Raw genomic sequence first — 18,662 nt, forward strand, 5'->3', positions numbered from 1 at the left:
GAGAAAAACAGATGAGTCATTTATCTTCATCAATCGGATATGAAATCAAACGGATTCGAAGAGAAAAAAACATGACTCAAGCAGAGTTATGTGAGGGGATATGTAGTCAAGCTGAAATTAGTAAGGTGGAAAATGGTAAAAATTCACCAACAATTGATTGGTTACAACAAGTTGCGAAACGTCTTAAGGTACCACTGTCCATGTTGTTTGAAGATCATCTTCGGAGTGATATGTATACATCTTATGATCAACAATTATTGAGATTGTTACAAGGTCATCAATTTGAAGAAGCCTGCATCATTATTGATGATATAAAAAACAAAATAGACTATGATGAGATAAAATTTTTAGCAATGTATTATGAAATTATCATTCATGAAAAACGAAATTTTAGAACTTATCTCGAAACCATTAGTGAATTTAAACAATTATTGATGAATACGTCATTACAATTCAAATCTCCAACGCTTTATTTAAGAATTAAAATGGCAATCGCGATTTCTTTTATTGAGCATGAGAAATTTGATTCAGCAGAAAAAAACTTTCAAGAATTGCTTCAATTTAATTTTGATACGATTGAACTGAAAAAGGTTCGAATTAAGATTCTCTACAATTATGCGAAGCAACTATCCGAACAAAATCGAAATCAAATTGGTTTAGAGGTTACTGAACAAGGTATTCAAGAGAGCTTGCAAATTGAGGATGGTCAACTGTTAGGTCAATTGTATTATCAAAGAGGTTACTTTAAAAAAAAATTGAATGGTAACCCCTTTGACATACAACGTGACTTTACAATGGCGTATTCATTATTCCGTACATTCAATCTATCTGTTCATGAGAAAATCTTACTTGAAAAAAATGGATCCTTTGTTTTATTTCGTGTTTAGAACTGTTCTCCCATTTTTTTACATGAGATAAGTGCCTGATCAATTAATTCAGATGCACGTTCCGGATATTGCTGATGTCCTTCTAAAATGACAGTCGATACATCATTAATTCCAAAGAATGCTAACAAGTCTAGCATATAGCGAACTGCATGTTCGCTTGGTGCTTTGTCTTGAGTCGAGTAATCGCCGCCGCGTGAATGAATCAATAATACTTGTTTATTTTCTACTAAACCAATCGATCCTTCCGCTGTATACCGGAATGTTTGCCCAGCTTGAGCGAGATAATCCATATAGTTGTGAAGCGGTGCCGGAACCGTTAAGTTCCACATCGGAAATGAAAAGACGACCTTATCGGCGTCTAAGAATCCATTTAGGTATTCTTGAAGTCGTTGCGCATGTGTGGCATACTCCCCGGTTAATTCTTCTCCTTTAAATAGTCGACTTGCCGCGTTCGCAAGTTTCAAGTCAAAAAAGGGAAGTCGTTCCTCGAATAAATTCAAAACCGTAATCTTGTCATCAGGATGAGTTTCACGATAAGCATTCAAGAAGGCAGCGTTCAATTCAGAACTAATGCCTTTTTTTTGATGCGTACTATCGTTTGCTTCGATGAATAGTAAGTGTGACATCTTAATCGCTCCTTTCTATGTCTTTCTATTCCCGTTCTACTCAAAATCATGACTTCCCATTATTTTATTATTTTTAGAAAATTCAGGTTTTAATTTGATTCCGATAAGGAAAATAAACGTCAGGAACTAGAAAGAGGGGATGGCGGTGAATACACAGCGACGTTCTTCCAACAGTCTGCAATATCATCGAGAAATTCGGGCAAACTATCAGTTGTTCGGGATGATCATTTTTGTATTGACGAGTTGTGGTGCCATTTTATACATTATCGCAAATGTCTTCAGTCGCTCTGGTTTAAATGGAGATGATTGGCTACGGGCAATCATTATAGCGAGCGCTGGACTAGTTCAATATTTTATCGGTAAAAGTACGTTGTCGGATCGATTAAAGCCACATATGATGTCGAGCGTTTTTTTATTGATTCCATACATTTATTATCCGTTTATTGATCGCGGTGTTCAAACAGTTTGGGCATGCGCGCTTCTTTTCATTTTAGCGTCTCTTGTCGTCATCAACCGAACGATGCTAATGTATGCAACGAGTATCACGACGGTTTCACTTCTTTATATTTGGTATCAAACTCCGTCACTTGAAAATACCACGATGTTTGCATCTGATCATATCGCGCGAATCGGACTCATCTTGATTGCAACGATCATTAGTTTATTGATCCATAATCAATACGTTACTCGCCTCGAAAGAAATATCGACTACTTAGCTCGTTTACAAGAACAAGCTTTCACTGATCCTGTGACAGGATTATCAAATCGCTCTTCTTTTGTCATCGAAGTGGAGAAGAAGAAACAAGAAGGCGACTTGATTTGCCTTGTTGATCTTGACGATTTTAAAACGGTTAATGATGCATTCGGTTATCGAACAGGTGACCGTACCTTACACATCATTGGTAGGAGATTGATGAATCGTTTTGCAGATTGCACGATTGCAAAAGCGAGTGGAAGTGCCTTTTTAATGCATGCACCAAAACATTACGATGCAAGAACTCTTTGTGACGAGATTTTATCGAGTGTATCAGAACGCGTTCAAATTGATTTTAAGCAAATTAATGTCACCGCGAGCATCGGTGTTTCGTATATGAATGAAGAAACAACGGACCATGTCATCAATGATGCTGAAATTGCCTTATTTACTGCTAAATCAAATCGGAAAAACACCTTTGCAATTACAGATTTAGCAACTCAGAACGAACGAAAACGAGCACTTCAGCTAACGCGCGACTTATATGATGCAGAGTTGGATCGTGACTTTTTTGTTTTATTTCAACCTCAAGTCAATGCAAAAACGAGACAAATTACTGGAGTAGAGGCTTTAATCCGTTGGAATCATCCAGAATACGGTCTTGTTCCACCTATTGAGTTCATCCCACTCGCCGAACGGACTCGTTTCATTGAGACACTAGGTAATTGGGTCATGCGTCAAGCGTGTTTCCAAGGAAAAGTATGGTTGGAAGAGGGGAAGGAACCTTTAACGATTTCAGTGAATGTTTCGCCATGGGAATTGCGTCAACCAGATTTTACGGATCGCGTATTAGCGATCTTAAAACAGTCAGGTTTTCCTCCATCATTACTCGAAATCGAGATGACGGAGCATATTTTTATTGAAGGAACGGATCAAATTACCGAGACGCTGAATGCATTACATTTGTATGGTATTCGGATTGCCTTGGATGATTTCGGGACGGGCTTCTCATCGATGCAACCGTTAGTTGAGCTACCGTTCGATCAGTTAAAGATTCCAAAAGAAATCGTCCAAGAAGCCATTCAGTCTGAGAAGAAGCGGGCGATGATCGAGACGATCATTCAGTTAGGAAAACGATTAGAGATGACAATCGTAGCCGAAGGTATTGAATTAGAAGAAGAGGCGGCATTGCTCGAACAATTAGGATGCCATACGTTGCAAGGGTATCTCTTTCATCGACCATTACAACCGCGCCAATTAGAAGATTATTTAGTGATGTACCGGGAAGGATAACGATGTCTTGAAAAAAATAAAATGTAAATAGGCGGTGGACGTGGTCCAGCGCCTATTTACATGAGACGTGTCATAAATACCGGGCGAAACGTCGTTCCAGTATCTCTTGGATGACGGCGATACAGGAACAAATGCCCCAGTAGATAAAAGCCACGACAAAGTAAACGGTCATGTAGTCGAATTCACGTCCACCGACAATTTTAGCCTTTTGAAAAATTTCAGGGACAGTGATCATAGCAGCAAGCGATGACGCTTTGACAAGATCAAGTAATACATTTGAAAGTGGCGGGATGGCAATTCGAATCGCTTGCGGCAAAATGATTCCAACAAACGTCCGATACTTGGATAAACCAAGTGATGCTGCGGCCTCTTCCTGTCCACTGTCAATCGATAGTAAGGAAGAACGAATAATCTCTGCCATGTACGCGGCACTATTCAAACTAAAACCAGTAATTGCAGCCGTTAACGCGTCCAGTTGAATGTTAATGACTGGCAGTCCGAAATATAACATGAACAGCAATACAAGAATCGGAACACCGCGCATAAATGAGATGTAGGCACTGGCTCCAATGCGTAATAGTCGAAGGTGAGATAGACGACAAAGAGCAAGAATTAAACCAATTCCGAGACCAATAGCCATGCTGAGCAAAGAAATCCATAGCGTCTGACCCAGTCCACTCAAAATATAAGGAAATGATTCGACCGCTAATTCCGGGTTAAAGACGGACCGCCAATCAATCGATGACATCGTCAGTTCACATCGACGATCGTCGTTTTGACGTCAGGCATTTGGGAGACATCTTTTCCGGCATAAAACTGCTTCGAAATGTCTTTTAAGGTACCGTCTTCCTTCATTTTATCAAGTTGCTCGTTAATGTTGGATTGGAGTTCCTTGTTATCCAAGTCCATGATCAACCCGACTTGACTCGGATTGTAAGCAATATCAGGATGGATCGTAATATCGAAGTCCTTGAAGAAATCGACAGCAAGTGTTTGCAAGTAATAGTCATTTAAGATAACATCTGTCCGCCCATTTGAGACATCACGTAGATATTGATCGTTCGTCGCATTATCGTATGTGACTTCTTTCGCACCATATTTTTTAGCGATTTGCATATACGTCGTAGTGGCTTCGCCAGCAGCTTTTTTACCTTTCAAGTCTTCCAGTGACTTGATTCCTGATAAATCACTTTTTCGAACGATTGCCGTTCCATACGTATATTTGTATGGTTTTGAGAAAGCGAATTTTTCTTTTCGATCATCAGTGATCGTAATATCGTTAGCAGCAAGATCCACTTGACCTGTATTCACGCTAGTTAACATGCCATCAAATGACATCTCTTTGAATTTCACTTTTAAATCCAAACGATTTGCTACTTCCTTGACGACTTCAACATCAAAGCCCGTCAATTTATTACTTTTTTCATCATGATAAGATGTCGGGTAAAGTGTACCAGCCGTCGCGACGACGATTGTCCCTTCTTTTTGGATCTTATCAAATGCGGTTGTCTTCTCTTCTTGCTGACCGCATGCACTTAATAGGATTGAGCTACCTGCGATCAAGAGCCCCGTCCATTGCATTGTTTTTTTCATCGTATTATTCCTCTCTTTTTTTCGTGATCAGTATCGCTGTTCCTACTTAAAAATACCACGGAATCACATGTTCGGGCAAAGTAATACGCGTGCAAAGTGTCGAATTCAAACAAAAAAAATAATGAATGAATATCCAATTGTATGTAAGCGTTATCAATGTTGATATATGCCAATTCTGTATCGAGATGATGAATCGGATGGTGATTATGCATAGTAGCGAATAAACATAAAAGAGTGTAAAGTATAATTTAACTGAATATACAGAAAATTAAGAAGGCAAGGAGAGTGCTACTATGACATTTCATCAATACCCTGAACAGCAGGGGTTATACGACCCTCGAATGGAACATGATGCGTGCGGGATTGGGGTTTACGCACATCAAACAGGACGAGCGAGTCATGAAATCGTTGAACATGCATTGGCCATGCTTTGTCAAATGGAGCACCGTGGTGGGCAAGGGAGCGATGCGAAGACCGGAGACGGGGCGGGTATCTTGACACAATTACCAGATCGACTGTTTCGTGAAACAGTTCGTCACATTTCATTCCCGAAAAAAGGAGATTATGGCGTATTCATGGTGTTCCTACCACGTGAAGAACGGGAACGGATGCGACTCGAACGAACTTTAGAGTCAATCATCTTGACGGAAGGGCAAGACGTTTTAGGATGGCGGACCGTACCTGTGCAGTCCGAAGTGCTAGGATCGGGTGCACGCCGGACAGAGCCAGTCATTCGTCAATGCTTCATTGGCGCACAGGCGATGGAAGGATTGACATTCGAACGAACACTCTTTTTAATTCGTCGAGCGTTTGAACGTGAATCAGAGCAACTTGGTCTTGAACAGTACGTCCTTAGTAGCTCGAGTGAGACGATCGTTTATAAGGGGCTCGTGACGACAGATCAACTGCGCGCATACTTCGATGATTTACGGGACGAACGCTATCAGTCAGGGTTTGGTATCGTACATTCGCGCTTTAGTACGAATACGTTCCCGAGTTGGAAACGTGCTCATCCGAACCGTTATTTGATTCACAATGGCGAGATCAATACGTTGCAAGGAAACATTCGAGCAATGCGAGGTCGAGAACGTCGATTAGCTGAGACGACTTACGGCAATCGGGCAGAGGAAGTGTTACCGATTCTAGATGAGACGGGTAGCGATTCATCGATGCTTGATAATGCCTTTGAATTTCTTCATCTGTCAGGTCTATCGCTCGCTGAGACAGCACTGATGCTCGTACCGGAACCATTTGAACACGCCGAAATTAGACCGGCAAAGCGCGCCTACTATGAGTACCACAGTAGCATGATCGAACCGTGGGATGGTCCTTCTGCCATCGTCTTTACGAACGGGAAACAAATTGGTGCGACGCTTGACCGAAATGGTCTACGTCCGGCGCGATATGTTCTGTTACGCGATGGACACTTCATGTTGTCGTCTGAAGCAGGGGTACTCCCTCTTCGTGAACAAGACATTTTATACAAAAAACGCTTAGCACCAGGTGAACTGCTTTTACTCGATTTTGCGTCTGGTCAGTTAATCGCAGACGAAGAAATTAAACGGGAGCTTGCGACACGGCATCCATATGCGGAGTGGCTCGCGCAAGAAGTCGTTTCCCTTTCAAGTAACGACTTCAAAGAAACGCTCGTCGAACTTGGTACGAAACAACGACACTTTGGATATACCCGTGAAGATATCGATCAATACTTGATTCCACTCGTCGAAGAACAAAAAGATCCGTTAGGTGCGATGGGGACGGACATCCCTTTAGCTGTCCTAAGCGAACGTCCTCAATCCTTATTCCGCTATTTTAAACAACTATTCGCACAAGTGACGAACCCACCAATCGATGCGTTACGAGAAGACATCGTCACCTCGACGCTGACATGGCTTGGTCGACAAGGGGAGCTACTGACGCCGAACCGCGCGAACTGTCGTCGTGTTCGGTTGGAGACGCCGATTCTAAGACCGGACGAAGCCCATGCACTTAAACAATGTGGATTTAAGCAAAAAACGATTTCGACGACGTTTACTGATTCGCTTGAGGAAGCGCTCGAGATGGTCGTTGATGAGGCTGTGACCGCTGCACGGAACGGGTATGAGTTATTGATGTTATCGGATCGTCTCGTCCGACCAGGAACATTGCCGATGCCGATTCTGCTTGCGACCAGCGCAATTCATCATGCGTTGATCCGAAAGGGATTACGCACAAACCTCAGCTTGATTGTCGAGGGAGGAGAAGTACGTGAAGTCCACCATATCGCCACGTTGATCGGATACGGCGCAGATGCAATCTATCCGTATCTTGCCTATGCGACGATTGATGACGCCATCGGGGATCGATTACCGGATGTAGAAAAACGTTATCAAAAAGCAGTCACGGAAGGCGTCGTTAAAGTCATGTCGAAAATGGGTATTTCGACGGTCTTTAGTTATCGAGGGGCACAAATTTTTGAAGCGGTCGGGATTGATCGAACGGTCATCGAGCAACACTTCACAGGTACGGTATCTCAACTGAGCGGGATGACGATCGAATTGATGGAAGAAGAAGTCCGACGGGCACAACGGATTGCTGACGAGCGGATTCATTTAGAATCCGGTAGTGTCTTCCGGTACCGTCAAGCAGGAGAACATCATGCGTTTAACCCAGCGACGATTCATTTGCTGCAACATGCGTGCCGCACAAATGATTACCGGCTCTATCAAAAGTATGTACAACGCATTCAGGAGGAACCGGCAACGGTGTTACGACACCTGTTGACGTTCAAAGAAACAACAGCGATCTCGATTGACGAAGTTGAGCCTGTCAGCGAAATCGTCAAGTATTTTAAAACGGGTGCGATGTCATACGGATCACTTTCAAAAGAAGCGCACGAGACGCTTGCAATCGCGATGAACCGCTTGGGCGGTAAGAGCAATAGCGGTGAAGGCGGCGAAGAAGAGGAACGATACGAACGCGACGAGAATGGTGACTTCCGGATGAGTCGGATCAAGCAGATTGCCTCTGGTCGTTTCGGAGTGACGAGTCATTACCTTGTTCATGCGGACGAATTACAAATAAAGGTGGCTCAAGGTGCAAAACCAGGAGAGGGAGGGCAATTGCCAGGTGAAAAAGTCTACCCGTGGATTGCGCGTGTGCGTGCATCGACACCTGGTGTTGGATTAATTTCTCCACCACCCCATCATGATATCTATTCGATTGAAGATTTAGCCCAGTTGATTCATGACTTGAAGCGCGCAAACGATCAAGCGCGGATTAGCGTCAAACTCGTCGCAAAAGGTGGCGTTGGAACGATTGCTGCCGGAGTAGCGAAAGGACTTGCGGATGTCATCGTAATCAGTGGGCATGATGGCGGCACGGGTGCTTCGCCAAAGACAAGCATTCAACATGCGGGTCTACCGTGGGAACTTGGACTTGCAGAGACGCATCAAACGTTGACATTAAACGGCTTACGAGAACGTGTCGTACTCGAGACAGACGGAAAACTGTTGACAGGACGGGATGTCATCTTAGCAGCGATGTTAGGTGCAAACGAATATGGTTTCGCGACAGCACCACTCATCGCTGTCGGATGTATCATGATGCGTGCTTGTCATCTTGATACGTGTCCGGTTGGTGTTGCGACACAAGACCCGGAGCTCCGAAAAAAATTTACGGGATCTGCTGATGACGTCGTCCACTTCATGACGTTCATAGCGGAGGAAGTACGCGAACATTTAGCGCAGCTTGGTGTGCGGCGTCTACAGGATCTTGTTGGTCGGACGGATTTACTCGAACCGTCAGAACGACAACGGACGCACTGGAAAGCGAAGAGTCTTGACTTCTCACGCCTCCTCGTTCATGTCTCGCATGGTCCGGCAGAACAACAGCATCATCATGTCGACCGTTCCTTCGACGCACGTGAAGTTGCACCTTATTTAGAAGCAGCAGATTTTACTCATCCACAGACGATTCGATTAGCTGTTCAAAATACGGATCGTGCAATCGGAACACAAACCGGTGCGATGCTAACCCGACGTTTTGGCGCACTCGGTCTGCCGACGGATCGTCTGAAGCTCGAATTGACTGGTTCTGCCGGTCAGAGTCTTGGGGCGTATGTACCGCGTGGAATGACGATTGATGTCACAGGAGAAGCGAACGATTACGTTGGAAAAGGATTGTCCGGCGGGATCGTAGCCGTTCATCCACCACGAACGATTCCATTCGTCTCGTCCGATCAGTCTATTATCGGGAACGTTGCCCTCTACGGGGCGACAAGTGGTGAGCTGTATGTCAATGGACAGGCGGGTGAGCGCTTTGCTGTTCGAAACAGTGGAGCCGTCGCCGTTGTTGAAGGAATCGGAAACCATGGACTTGAGTATATGACAGGTGGTTCGGTCGTCGTCCTTGGCGATGTCGGAAAAAACTTTGCAGCCGGGATGTCTGGTGGTGTCGCGTATGTGTTACCGCGCAATCCCGAACAATTTTTGCAACGCGTCAACCGTGAACTTGTCACGACAGGACCTGTTACGAATGTCGAAGAGATTACACGACTGAAGACGTTCATTGAGCGTCATGTCGCACGAACCGGAAGTGAACAAGGCGATGCGATTCTTGCGAACTGGGATCATGTCATTCATTCGTTCATCCGTGTCATCCCATCGACATATGAAAAAGTCACGACACTGATGGCTGATTTCGCAAAACAGGGACACAACACCGAAGAAGCAATGTTGCTCGCATTCGAGACACATCTTGGACGAAGAACAGGAGGGGTACGATGAAACGACGCGATCAATTCATGACAGTCGCTCGTTCGAGCGGTACGGAACGACATCCAAGCGAACGAGTGAGTGACTTTAACGAATACAAGACAGCTTTGACGGAAGCGGAAGCGAGTCAACAAGCCAGTCGGTGTATGGACTGCGGCACACCGTTTTGCCATGTAGGAGAAGTGTTTGATCAAGTGAAGATTGGTTGTCCAGTCTATAACCTGATTCCGGAATGGAACTTACTTGTAGAGGAAGGACGTTTTCAAGAAGCACTCGATCGATTGCTTGAGACAAACAATTTTCCTGAATTCACAGGTCGCGTCTGCCCGGCACCATGCGAAGGGTCGTGTACGTTATCGATTCATGAACCTGCAGTTGCAATCAAGGATATCGAACGGTCGATCATTGACATCGGGTTTGAAAAAGGATGGGTCGTGCCTCGAATCCCAACGATACGTTCGACACATTCCGTTGCCATTGTCGGCTCGGGTCCTGCTGGTCTTGCAGCTGCTGATCAGCTGAATCAAGCCGGGCACCAGGTCACTGTCTTTGAACGGGAAGACCGTGTCGGTGGATTATTAACGTATGGAATACCAGCGATGAAACTTGATAAAAAAGTCGTACAACGACGTGTTGATTTATTAGAAGCTGAAGGGATTCGCTTTCGGACGAATGTCACGATTGGCACAGACATTACGTTAGCGACACTTGAAGCAGAATATGACGCTGTCATCTTGTGTGTCGGTGCGACGGAACCTCGCAAATTAACAGAAGCACCAACGCGAGGAGTCGGTTATGCGATGGATTATCTGACTGGCGTGACGCGTCACGTGCTCTCGCAAGAACCGTTGTCTCCTGATCATGACGCAAGAGATAAAGATATTCTCGTCATTGGTGGGGGCGATACAGGAGCAGACTGTGTAGCAACAGCGCTTCGACAACGGTGTCGCTCCGTTGTCCAATTCGGTAAACATGAACAACCGGGCACGACACGTGCAACCGGAAACATGTGGCCGGACACACCGTTACTCTATTCGATTGATTATGGCTATGCGGAGGCATTGCAACAGTTCGGTCGGGATCCACGTGAATACTTGATCGCCATCAAGCGGTTTACGACGAGTGAATCTGGTCAAGTCACCGGTGTCTGGACGATTCAGACAACGAAAACAACAAATGAATCGGGTGAGGTGATTTTTGGGGAAGTCGAAGGGAGCGATCGTTACTTCCCAGTCGATCAAGTCTGGATTGCTATCGGGTTCAGTGGGGTGGAAGAAAACGTGCTCGAGCATTTAGCGGTTGCATCGGAGCGCGGGAAAATCAAGACGACGCGTTACGCGACGAACCGTCCAGGCGTATTTGCTGCAGGTGATGCAAGACGTGGGCAATCACTCATCGTTTGGGCGATTCGCGAGGGTCGTGAAGTCGCAGAAGCGGTCGGGCAATATTTAAGAACGATGCAACAAACTGGCTGAATTATATAGTCTGGATTTTCTGGTAACTTCAGAAATCCAGGCTTTTTTGTATTTGTCTAACTTAAATGTCAATTCAAAAATAACTATTGACGTCGTTTAGGGATGAAACACCGAAAATATTTCTGCTATTCTTATAAAATGAAGAGGAGGAGTGACAGATGGATTCAGAAATCATCTATTTCGTATGCGAGAGTGGTATGGCGAGTAGTATCATGGGGGCTGCAATTTTGAGAAAGCGTTTATGTGAGCGTGGTATCTCAGCGTACGTCAAAACATGTCGAATCAATGAACTCCCTGACCAGGCATGTTTTATTGTTGGAGAAACACAGCTCATTCATCGTCACGTCTGGAAAGTCCAATGTCACGTCCATCCAGTTGACCAGATTCTTGACCCGGTTGCATACGATGTCGTCCTCGAATCTTGGCAGAAAAGAGTGAGGCAAAATGACTGAGTTCACACCACGAGAACACGATATCTTATTTTTCCTCCTAACACGTGAGGAACCCGTTCAAATACAAGAAATTGCTGAAACGCTCGAGACCTCGGAACGAACGGTTCAGCGGGAACGAGATCGTCTTGCCCAGTCTTTGGAAGGGCACGACTTACGTCTGACATACGTCCGTGGCAGAGGATTATTGATTGAAGGAACGGATGAAGCCAAACATGAATTGCGGGAACAATTATTGTTGTCACATAAACAATTACCAACTGCAGAGGATCGCCAAGTCGAACTGGCATATCGGCTACTGCAAGAGAACGAAATGGTCAAATTACAAGCGATTGCACATGCGATGTATGTAGCACCGAGCACAGTCAGTCAGGATTTGGAACGAATCGATGATTGGTTCCTCCAATACAATCTTGAAATCAAGCGTAAAAAAGGTATTGGTGCCGAAGTTATCGGAGAAGAGATCAACAAACGCCGCTTATTAATCTCATTGATCTTTACACAATGGGATGTCCTCGCTTTCTATCGGTTGTTGCAGGGAGACGCTGGTCAGTTACCTCACTTGTTACGAATGAACCGAACTTCATGGCTCGAGATGATCAATCAAGCTTACGCAGTCATTGCACCGTTGACAAAAGAGGGACGATTGAATGACCGGCAAATCATGCGCGCGACACTCAGCCTGGCCTTACAAGCGTTGCGGAAAGATCAATTTCCGATGACTTACGAATTGAAGGCTTATCCGGTCGAGATTCTCAATTGGGTAGAACGGGTCGAACAGCGATTGCCTGATCCGTTATCAATTGCTGAACGCCAATGGTTATCGGAAGAGTTACGAACGTTCTTTCAATCAGATGAGGGAGATACAGAAGAACTCGTCACTCGACTGCGTGTCAAACGATTGATTGAGCAGGTATCTCTTTTGTATGGAACAAACTTTACGAAGGATCATGCGTTAGAGCGGGGACTTGTATCGCATATTCAATCCTATACACGTCAAAATAGCGTGAATCCGTCGTATGTCATCAAACAAATCGAACGAGAATATCCCCGTCTGTTTGATGCGGTCAAACAGGCAGCGCTCTCGATCTTCACCGATGCTACATTCGAAGACGTGGATTTAGCGTTTTGGGTCATGCACTTTGGTGCTGTTCTGAGTAAACCAACTCCTAAGTTACCTTATCGTGTCTTAGTTGTCTGTTCTGCTGGACTCGGTTCTTCAAAATTATTAATGAATCGCTTACGGCAAGAGTTCGCTGAACTTGAGCATATCGATAATTCATCCTTATTTGGGATTGAACGATTACCTATTGAATCGTATGATTTCGTCTTATCGACTGTACCGTTACCTGATATTCGTCCACCACATCTACTCGTCAATCCGTTACTTCCACAAGACGAGGTTGAACGGATTCGTAAGTTGATTCTCGCTTTACCAAAATCCTTTCAACCAGCACCACGGCAACATAAATCGGAATGGCTCGACCTTGAGCAATTGCAACGTCTCGTTACGTCAGCCATTCAAGTGACGAACGGATTCAAGATGGACCGTTTGGAACGCGTGGACGAAGGGATTGAATCCTTATTGTTTGAGATCAGTACGCGCATGGTCGAACAAGGGTTGGCGAAGTCTGCAGTAGCGCTATCCGCACAATTGTTACGCCGTCATGAGATGTCGGGTCTCGGTATTCCAGGTACGCGGCTTGCCTTATTCCATGGACGGGATACGACGATACAACAGGGCGGCTTCCTGATCTTTGAACTGCCTGAGCCGATCGATTTACTTGGGATGGATCAACAGTTGCAGTCCGTCGAACGGCTTCTCGTTCTCGTCGCACCAGAAGAGACATCAAACGAGTTACTCGAATTACTCAGTTCAATCAGTGCCGCGATCATCGAAAGTCCTGAGCAAATGGATCAATTCGAATTCGGTGAAGAACAAACGATTCGCTCGCTTCTGAATCAAACGTTTCGAACGGTCATCGACCAAGTTCTTGGTCATTCTTAACAGATATCCTTGTCACTCGATTGCTGAAGTGACAGGGATTTTTTTTAGGTGTAGCAAGCTTCTTTTCCATCTGTCCAACTTCTTGGACAAAGACTGAACTAGGAAAGATTGAGTAAGCGCTTGCAGTGCTCTTACAATAAGGGCATAGCAATGCAATCATCTTATCAACTCATACATGAAACGGAGGCTAACGCAATGGCGACAGCTCAAAATGGAGCACGGGGGATCCGTGTTCAAGTACAACGGTTCGGAAGCTTTTTAAGTGGTATGGTCATGCCGAACATCGGTGCATTCATCGCTTGGGGGATCATCACGGCACTCTTCATCCCAACCGGATGGGCACCAAATAAGGATCTCGGTGAACTCGTCGGTCCGACGATTACCTATCTATTACCGTTACTGATCGGGTACACAGGTGGGAAACTAATGCATGACGTCAGAGGCGGCGTCGTCGGTGCCCTCGCAACAATGGGGGTCATCGTTGGAACAGAGATTCCGATGTTCCTCGGTGCCATGATCATGGGACCACTTGGCGGATATGTCATTAAAAAGTTTGATCAACTGATTGAAGGAAAAATCAAACCAGGTCTTGAGATGCTCGTCAATAACTTCTCTGTCGGGATCATCGGTGGATTATTGATGCTCGGCGGTTTCAAAGTATTCGGTCCACTCATGACAAGTCTTGACGATATCATGGCAGCAGCAGTTGGTGCAATCGTCAGCGCGAACTTATTACCGCTTGCTAGTTTATTTATCGAACCCGCAAAAATTTTATTCTTAAATAACGCTATTAACCACGGTATCCTCAGCCCACTTGGTCTTGATCAGGCAAATGAAGTTGGTAAATCGGTGCTCTTCTTACTCGAAGCAAACCCGGGTCCAGGTCTTGGTCTATTGCTTGCTTATTCGTTCTTCGGATCGGGTGCAGCAAAGAAAACAGCACCAGGTGCAGCATTCATTCAATTCATCGGTGGAATTCACGAGATCTACTTCCCATATGTCTTGATGAAACCAGTCTTACTACTTGCAATGATTGCTGGTGGAATGAGCGGTATTCTCACATTCGTTCTATTTGATGTTGGATTAGTTGCACCGGCTTCTCCAGGTAGTATCATTGCTGTTTTCCTTATGGCATCACGTGGTTCTTACCTCGGATTGATTGCTGGAGTTCTTGTCTCTGCAACCGTGACATTCTTGGTCTCGACTATTCTTCTGAAAACGAGTAAAGCAAAAGAAACATCGCTTGAAGAAGCAAGCGCGAACGTCAGTGCGATGAAAGGAAAACAATCGATCGCTTCGACGCTCGTATCAGCTGAAGCGAAACCGCTCGCGGAAGTCGAACATATCATTTTCGCTTGTGACGCGGGTATGGGTTCGAGTGCGATGGGAGCATCCGTCCTTCGTAATAAAATCAATAAGGCGGGGTTACCCATCAAGGTGACGAATACGTCAATCAGTCAATTGCCAGAAAACGCGGAACTGATCATCACGCATCGTGATTTGACGGAGCGGGCGATGGAGCAAGTACCAACGGCAGAACATCGGTCAGTCGATAACTTCTTAAATGCCGGATATTATGATCAACTTGTGCATGAAATCGAAACAGCACGCAACAAAATTTCTTAAAAAAAGATAGAGATACTCAAGGAGGAATAAACATGACAACGACTATGAACCTTTCACCGGAACTTGTATTACTCGATCAACAATTTGCAGACGAGACAGCAGCCATTACGGCTGCCGGTCAACTTCTCGTCGATTACGGATATGTCGAAGCTGGATACATCGAATCGATGCATGAGCGTCATGCGTTATCAACGGTCTACATCGGCAACGATGTTGCGATTCCCCACGGAACAGAGGCGGCAAAATCACAAGTCAAAAAAACTGGTCTATCGATTTTGCAAGTACCGCAAGGCGTAACATTTGGAACGGAACAAGCACGACTTGTCATCGGGATAGCCGGTGTTGGTGATGAGCATCTTGAGTTACTATCAAATATCGCAGTCATCTGTTCTGACGAAGAAAACGTAAATCGCATTGTGGCAGCGACATCAAAAGAAGAAATCATCGCTTTGTTAACAGCGGAGGTGTAAGCATGAAAGCCATCCATTTTGGTGCCGGAAACATTGGACGCGGATTCATCGGCTTACAACTCGTCAAAACAGGCTACGAAGTCTGTTTCGTTGATGTCAATACGACGGTCGTAGATGCGTTAAAAGCAAGAAACACCTATGAGGTCGGATATGCCTCAGAGCAAGGTGGGCGTGAACATGTCAAGGGTGTCACAGCGCTTAATAGCATTACTGAACCTGAACAGGTCATCGCGGCGATTCGCGAGGCGGACGTGATTACGACAGCAGTTGGACCTAGCCTGTTATCAAAAGTAGCTCCTTTGATTGCGGAAGGGTTACGGCAACGTGATAATCAAACACCCGTCTATGTCATTGCTTGCGAGAACATGATTGGTGGATCAAAACATCTACAAGCAGAAGTCGCAAAACACCATCCGATTGCTGAGAATCGGTATTTCCCGAATGCAGCGGTGGACCGGATCGTACCACTTCAGCATCATGAAGATCCGTTGTACGTCGAAGTCGAAGAGTTCTTCGAATGGGTGATTGAGACGAGAGGACTTCCGGAAGGGTACCCACGGATTGAAGGCGTAACCTATGTCGAGAACATCGAACCGTTCATCGAGCGGAAGCTCTTCACTGTCAATACGGGACATGCAATTGCTTCGTATCTCGGGGCACTGTTCCAGAAAGAGACGATTGCCGAAAGTCTAACGGATCCCCGCATTCGTCGTGGTGTCCAGACAGCACTATACGAAACAGGTTGGTTGTTACTTGAAAAGTATGGTTTCAACCCAGTCGATCATAGCGCTTATATCCAAAAGAATATGAAACGCTTTGAGAATCCACGGATTCACGATGAAATCATTCGTGTTGCCCGCTCACCGATTCGTAAACTGAGCCCAAGTGACCGACTCGTCAAACCTGCGAAGGAATTGATGGAGCGAGGAATCGAAGCGGACGGATTAGCACGAGGAATTGCAGCTGCATTGACCTATTTCGATCCAAATGATTCAGAATCTTCAGAATTAAATGCGTATATCTCGAAAAATGGAATTGAAGACGCCTTAAACGCATATCTCCAATTATCAGCAACGGATCCACTTGGCTCTCGAATCGTCGAACATTATGAAGCAATGCAACAACAAGTTAATTCGATTGCGTAAGTCTCTCGTATAATTAACACCTTTCACGTCGTGTGGGAAGGTGTTTTTTTATTATTGAATAGAACGGAACAAAGACATCTATCACAAATTAAATGCTATGTGTATATTCAATTTGGAATATTCGTTTTCGAATATTTAATGATTGAAATACATTGTACGCTATATAAACGGAACATCTCTATTCCGATTTTTCAGGTAAGAGAAGGTGAGCATATGTTAAATTATAAAGTCAACGTATATAGATTAAATGGAGCACGACCGAAAGTAACAAAAGGAACAGGACCAAAACACTTGATTTATTCCAGTCAATTTTTATCTCAAACGCCAGTCCACTTATTACATCAACTTATATTGAATCGCTTATTAGTGGAACAGGAAAAAAATCTGGATTTGACGTATACGATTGAAGTAAATACGGTACTTGATCAATTTGTAATTGATGTTCGTGTCTTTTCGACAGGTACTGTTAGTATCCAAGTCGAACGTGACTTAATTGAAATCATTGAGCGCGAAGAAGTCCGTCATATCCCAGCGCTTGAGATCGGTAAACCGGATTTTGCAGAATTCGCACATATCGTATTGAAGGTTAAAGACGGTGGAACACGTCTTTCTCAAGAAGATACACAACGTATCTTTAATGAGTCAGGTGTTCGAGGACGGATTATCCTTCATAAGGAAAGGATCGATAGCCATGAACCGTCTCATTCGATTCAGTTACTAATCGGTGGGGCGGAGAAGTGCTTGTACAGTCTTTCTCAGTATCAACTTGATCCATTGTTTCGTAAACATGGATTGTCGATTCAGTCCTTAAATTTATTGCCGTTTGATTTATTTTTGATTCGCGACAAAATCGCCATGTTGTCTTCAGCAGATGCTTCACAACTATGGATTGACGATATCTCGACATCCAAAAACGGACGATCGCACCAGATTTGTTTTAATGACGGAAATGAATGTATGACGGTCATCTGTGATTTGCATGGGTCGATTCGTTCGTACAAATGTTCATAATGGTTTAACTCTTCTCTGAATAGGCTACATTCTTAACAGAGGTGCTAATAAAGGGGAGTCGAATAATCATGTTATCAAAACAACAGACGGAAGAATTCAAACAACGTTTATTAAAAGAAAAAGAGAAAACAACATCAAATATTGAACAACGCGATACGGATTACGATGAAGGCGAATTGTCGAGTTACGATAATCATCCTGCCGATTCAGGTGACGAGTTGTTCTTACGCGAACGCGATCAAGCGATTACGGAAATGCAAGAAGATATGCTGTCGGATGTCGATCGCGCTCTCAAAGCAATTGAAGATGGAACATACGGTACTTGTAAAATTTGTGGAAAAGAGATTGAAATCGAACGTCTTGATATCATTCCGGAAACGTTATTATGTATCGAGCATGCGAAAGAAGAAGCGGAACAAAACGAAAACGATCCCAATTCGCGACCAAGCGAAGAAGACGTGCTCGACCCATCTGTGACAGCACGTGGAAAAGACATCGATGGCGATACGGACGGTTTCTCGAAGGTAAGTGACTTTGGTAGTTCCGATACGCCATCTGACCAAGAAGATGGGATTGACCCAACGCGGTCTTGACCATAAGACATCTCCTGAAAACGGAGATGTTTTTTTTC

Annotated in this window: 14 protein-coding genes; 11 read left to right on the top strand and 3 right to left on the bottom strand. The window is 44.6% G+C overall.

Annotated features, from left to right (window positions below; genetic code table 11):
• The first annotated feature begins 11 nt into the window (after positions 1-11).
• Positions 12-887 (top strand): helix-turn-helix domain-containing protein, encoded by an 876-nt coding sequence (locus ACV3PA_RS09210; RefSeq protein WP_456124487.1) that lies wholly within the window; start codon positions 12-14, stop codon positions 885-887.
• Here ACV3PA_RS09210 and ACV3PA_RS09215 read toward each other — a convergent pair.
• Positions 884-1,513, bottom strand: a complete 630-nt coding sequence (locus ACV3PA_RS09215; protein WP_053453603.1) for an FMN-dependent NADH-azoreductase — start codon at positions 1,511-1,513, stop codon at positions 884-886. The two genes, ACV3PA_RS09210 and ACV3PA_RS09215, sit on opposite strands and share 4 nt — an antisense overlap.
• A 145-nt stretch (positions 1,514-1,658) precedes the next feature.
• Here ACV3PA_RS09215 and ACV3PA_RS09220 point away from each other — a divergent pair, with 145 nt between their 5' ends.
• On the top strand, positions 1,659-3,500 hold the full coding sequence (locus tag ACV3PA_RS09220) for a putative bifunctional diguanylate cyclase/phosphodiesterase (protein WP_442855415.1): 1,842 nt from the start codon (positions 1,659-1,661) through the stop codon (positions 3,498-3,500).
• A 70-nt stretch (positions 3,501-3,570) separates the two neighbouring features.
• Here the strand turns inward: ACV3PA_RS09220 and ACV3PA_RS09225 are convergent, their stop codons facing one another.
• Positions 3,571-4,248 (bottom strand): amino acid ABC transporter permease, encoded by a 678-nt coding sequence (locus ACV3PA_RS09225; protein WP_053453601.1) that lies wholly within the window; start codon positions 4,246-4,248, stop codon positions 3,571-3,573.
• 2 nt (positions 4,249-4,250) lie between these two features.
• Positions 4,251-5,093: a transporter substrate-binding domain-containing protein gene (locus tag ACV3PA_RS09230; RefSeq protein ID WP_053453600.1), complete on the bottom strand. Its 843-nt coding sequence runs from the start codon at positions 5,091-5,093 to the stop codon at positions 4,251-4,253.
• A 293-nt stretch (positions 5,094-5,386) separates the two neighbouring features.
• Between ACV3PA_RS09230 and gltB the strand changes: the two genes are divergently transcribed.
• The 9 genes from gltB (at position 5,387) to ACV3PA_RS09275 (ending at position 18,624) form a co-directional block, all read left to right on the top strand.
• Positions 5,387-9,859 carry a glutamate synthase large subunit gene (gene gltB / locus ACV3PA_RS09235; RefSeq protein ID WP_053453599.1) on the top strand — a complete coding sequence of 1,491 codons (4,473 nt, stop codon included), beginning with the start codon at positions 5,387-5,389 and terminating at the stop codon, positions 9,857-9,859.
• Positions 9,856-11,322, top strand: a complete 1,467-nt coding sequence (locus ACV3PA_RS09240) for a glutamate synthase subunit beta (RefSeq protein ID WP_053453598.1) — start codon at positions 9,856-9,858, stop codon at positions 11,320-11,322. Before gltB ends, ACV3PA_RS09240 begins: the two co-directional genes overlap by 4 nt.
• Before the next feature lie 158 nt (positions 11,323-11,480).
• Positions 11,481-11,774, top strand: coding sequence for a PTS sugar transporter subunit IIB (locus ACV3PA_RS09245; protein WP_456124488.1), 294 nt, complete (start codon positions 11,481-11,483; stop codon positions 11,772-11,774).
• Positions 11,767-13,779: a BglG family transcription antiterminator gene (locus ACV3PA_RS09250; protein ID WP_053453596.1), complete on the top strand. Its 2,013-nt coding sequence runs from the start codon at positions 11,767-11,769 to the stop codon at positions 13,777-13,779. The genes ACV3PA_RS09245 and ACV3PA_RS09250 overlap by 8 nt, the downstream gene beginning before the upstream one ends.
• Positions 13,780-13,974: 195 nt before the next feature.
• Positions 13,975-15,405, top strand: a complete 1,431-nt coding sequence (locus tag ACV3PA_RS09255) for a PTS mannitol transporter subunit IIBC (RefSeq protein WP_053453595.1) — start codon at positions 13,975-13,977, stop codon at positions 15,403-15,405.
• A gap of 32 nt (positions 15,406-15,437) precedes the next feature.
• A complete protein-coding gene (locus tag ACV3PA_RS09260) occupies positions 15,438-15,875 on the top strand; it encodes a PTS mannitol transporter subunit IIA (RefSeq protein WP_200904897.1) in 438 nt (145 codons plus the stop codon).
• Between the two features lie 2 nt (positions 15,876-15,877).
• Positions 15,878-17,020 carry a mannitol-1-phosphate 5-dehydrogenase gene (locus ACV3PA_RS09265; RefSeq protein WP_053453594.1) on the top strand — a complete coding sequence of 381 codons (1,143 nt, stop codon included), beginning with the start codon at positions 15,878-15,880 and terminating at the stop codon, positions 17,018-17,020.
• Positions 17,021-17,233: 213 nt separating this feature from the next.
• A complete protein-coding gene (locus ACV3PA_RS09270; RefSeq protein ID WP_053453593.1) occupies positions 17,234-18,031 on the top strand; it encodes a hypothetical protein in 798 nt (265 codons plus the stop codon).
• 68 nt (positions 18,032-18,099) lie between these two features.
• Entirely contained in the window at positions 18,100-18,624 is a 525-nt protein-coding gene (locus tag ACV3PA_RS09275) for a TraR/DksA C4-type zinc finger protein (protein ID WP_053453592.1), read from the top strand.
• The last annotated feature ends 38 nt before the right edge of the window (positions 18,625-18,662 follow it).

It is taken from the genome of Exiguobacterium sp. EA-TM-5, assembly GCF_053878415.1.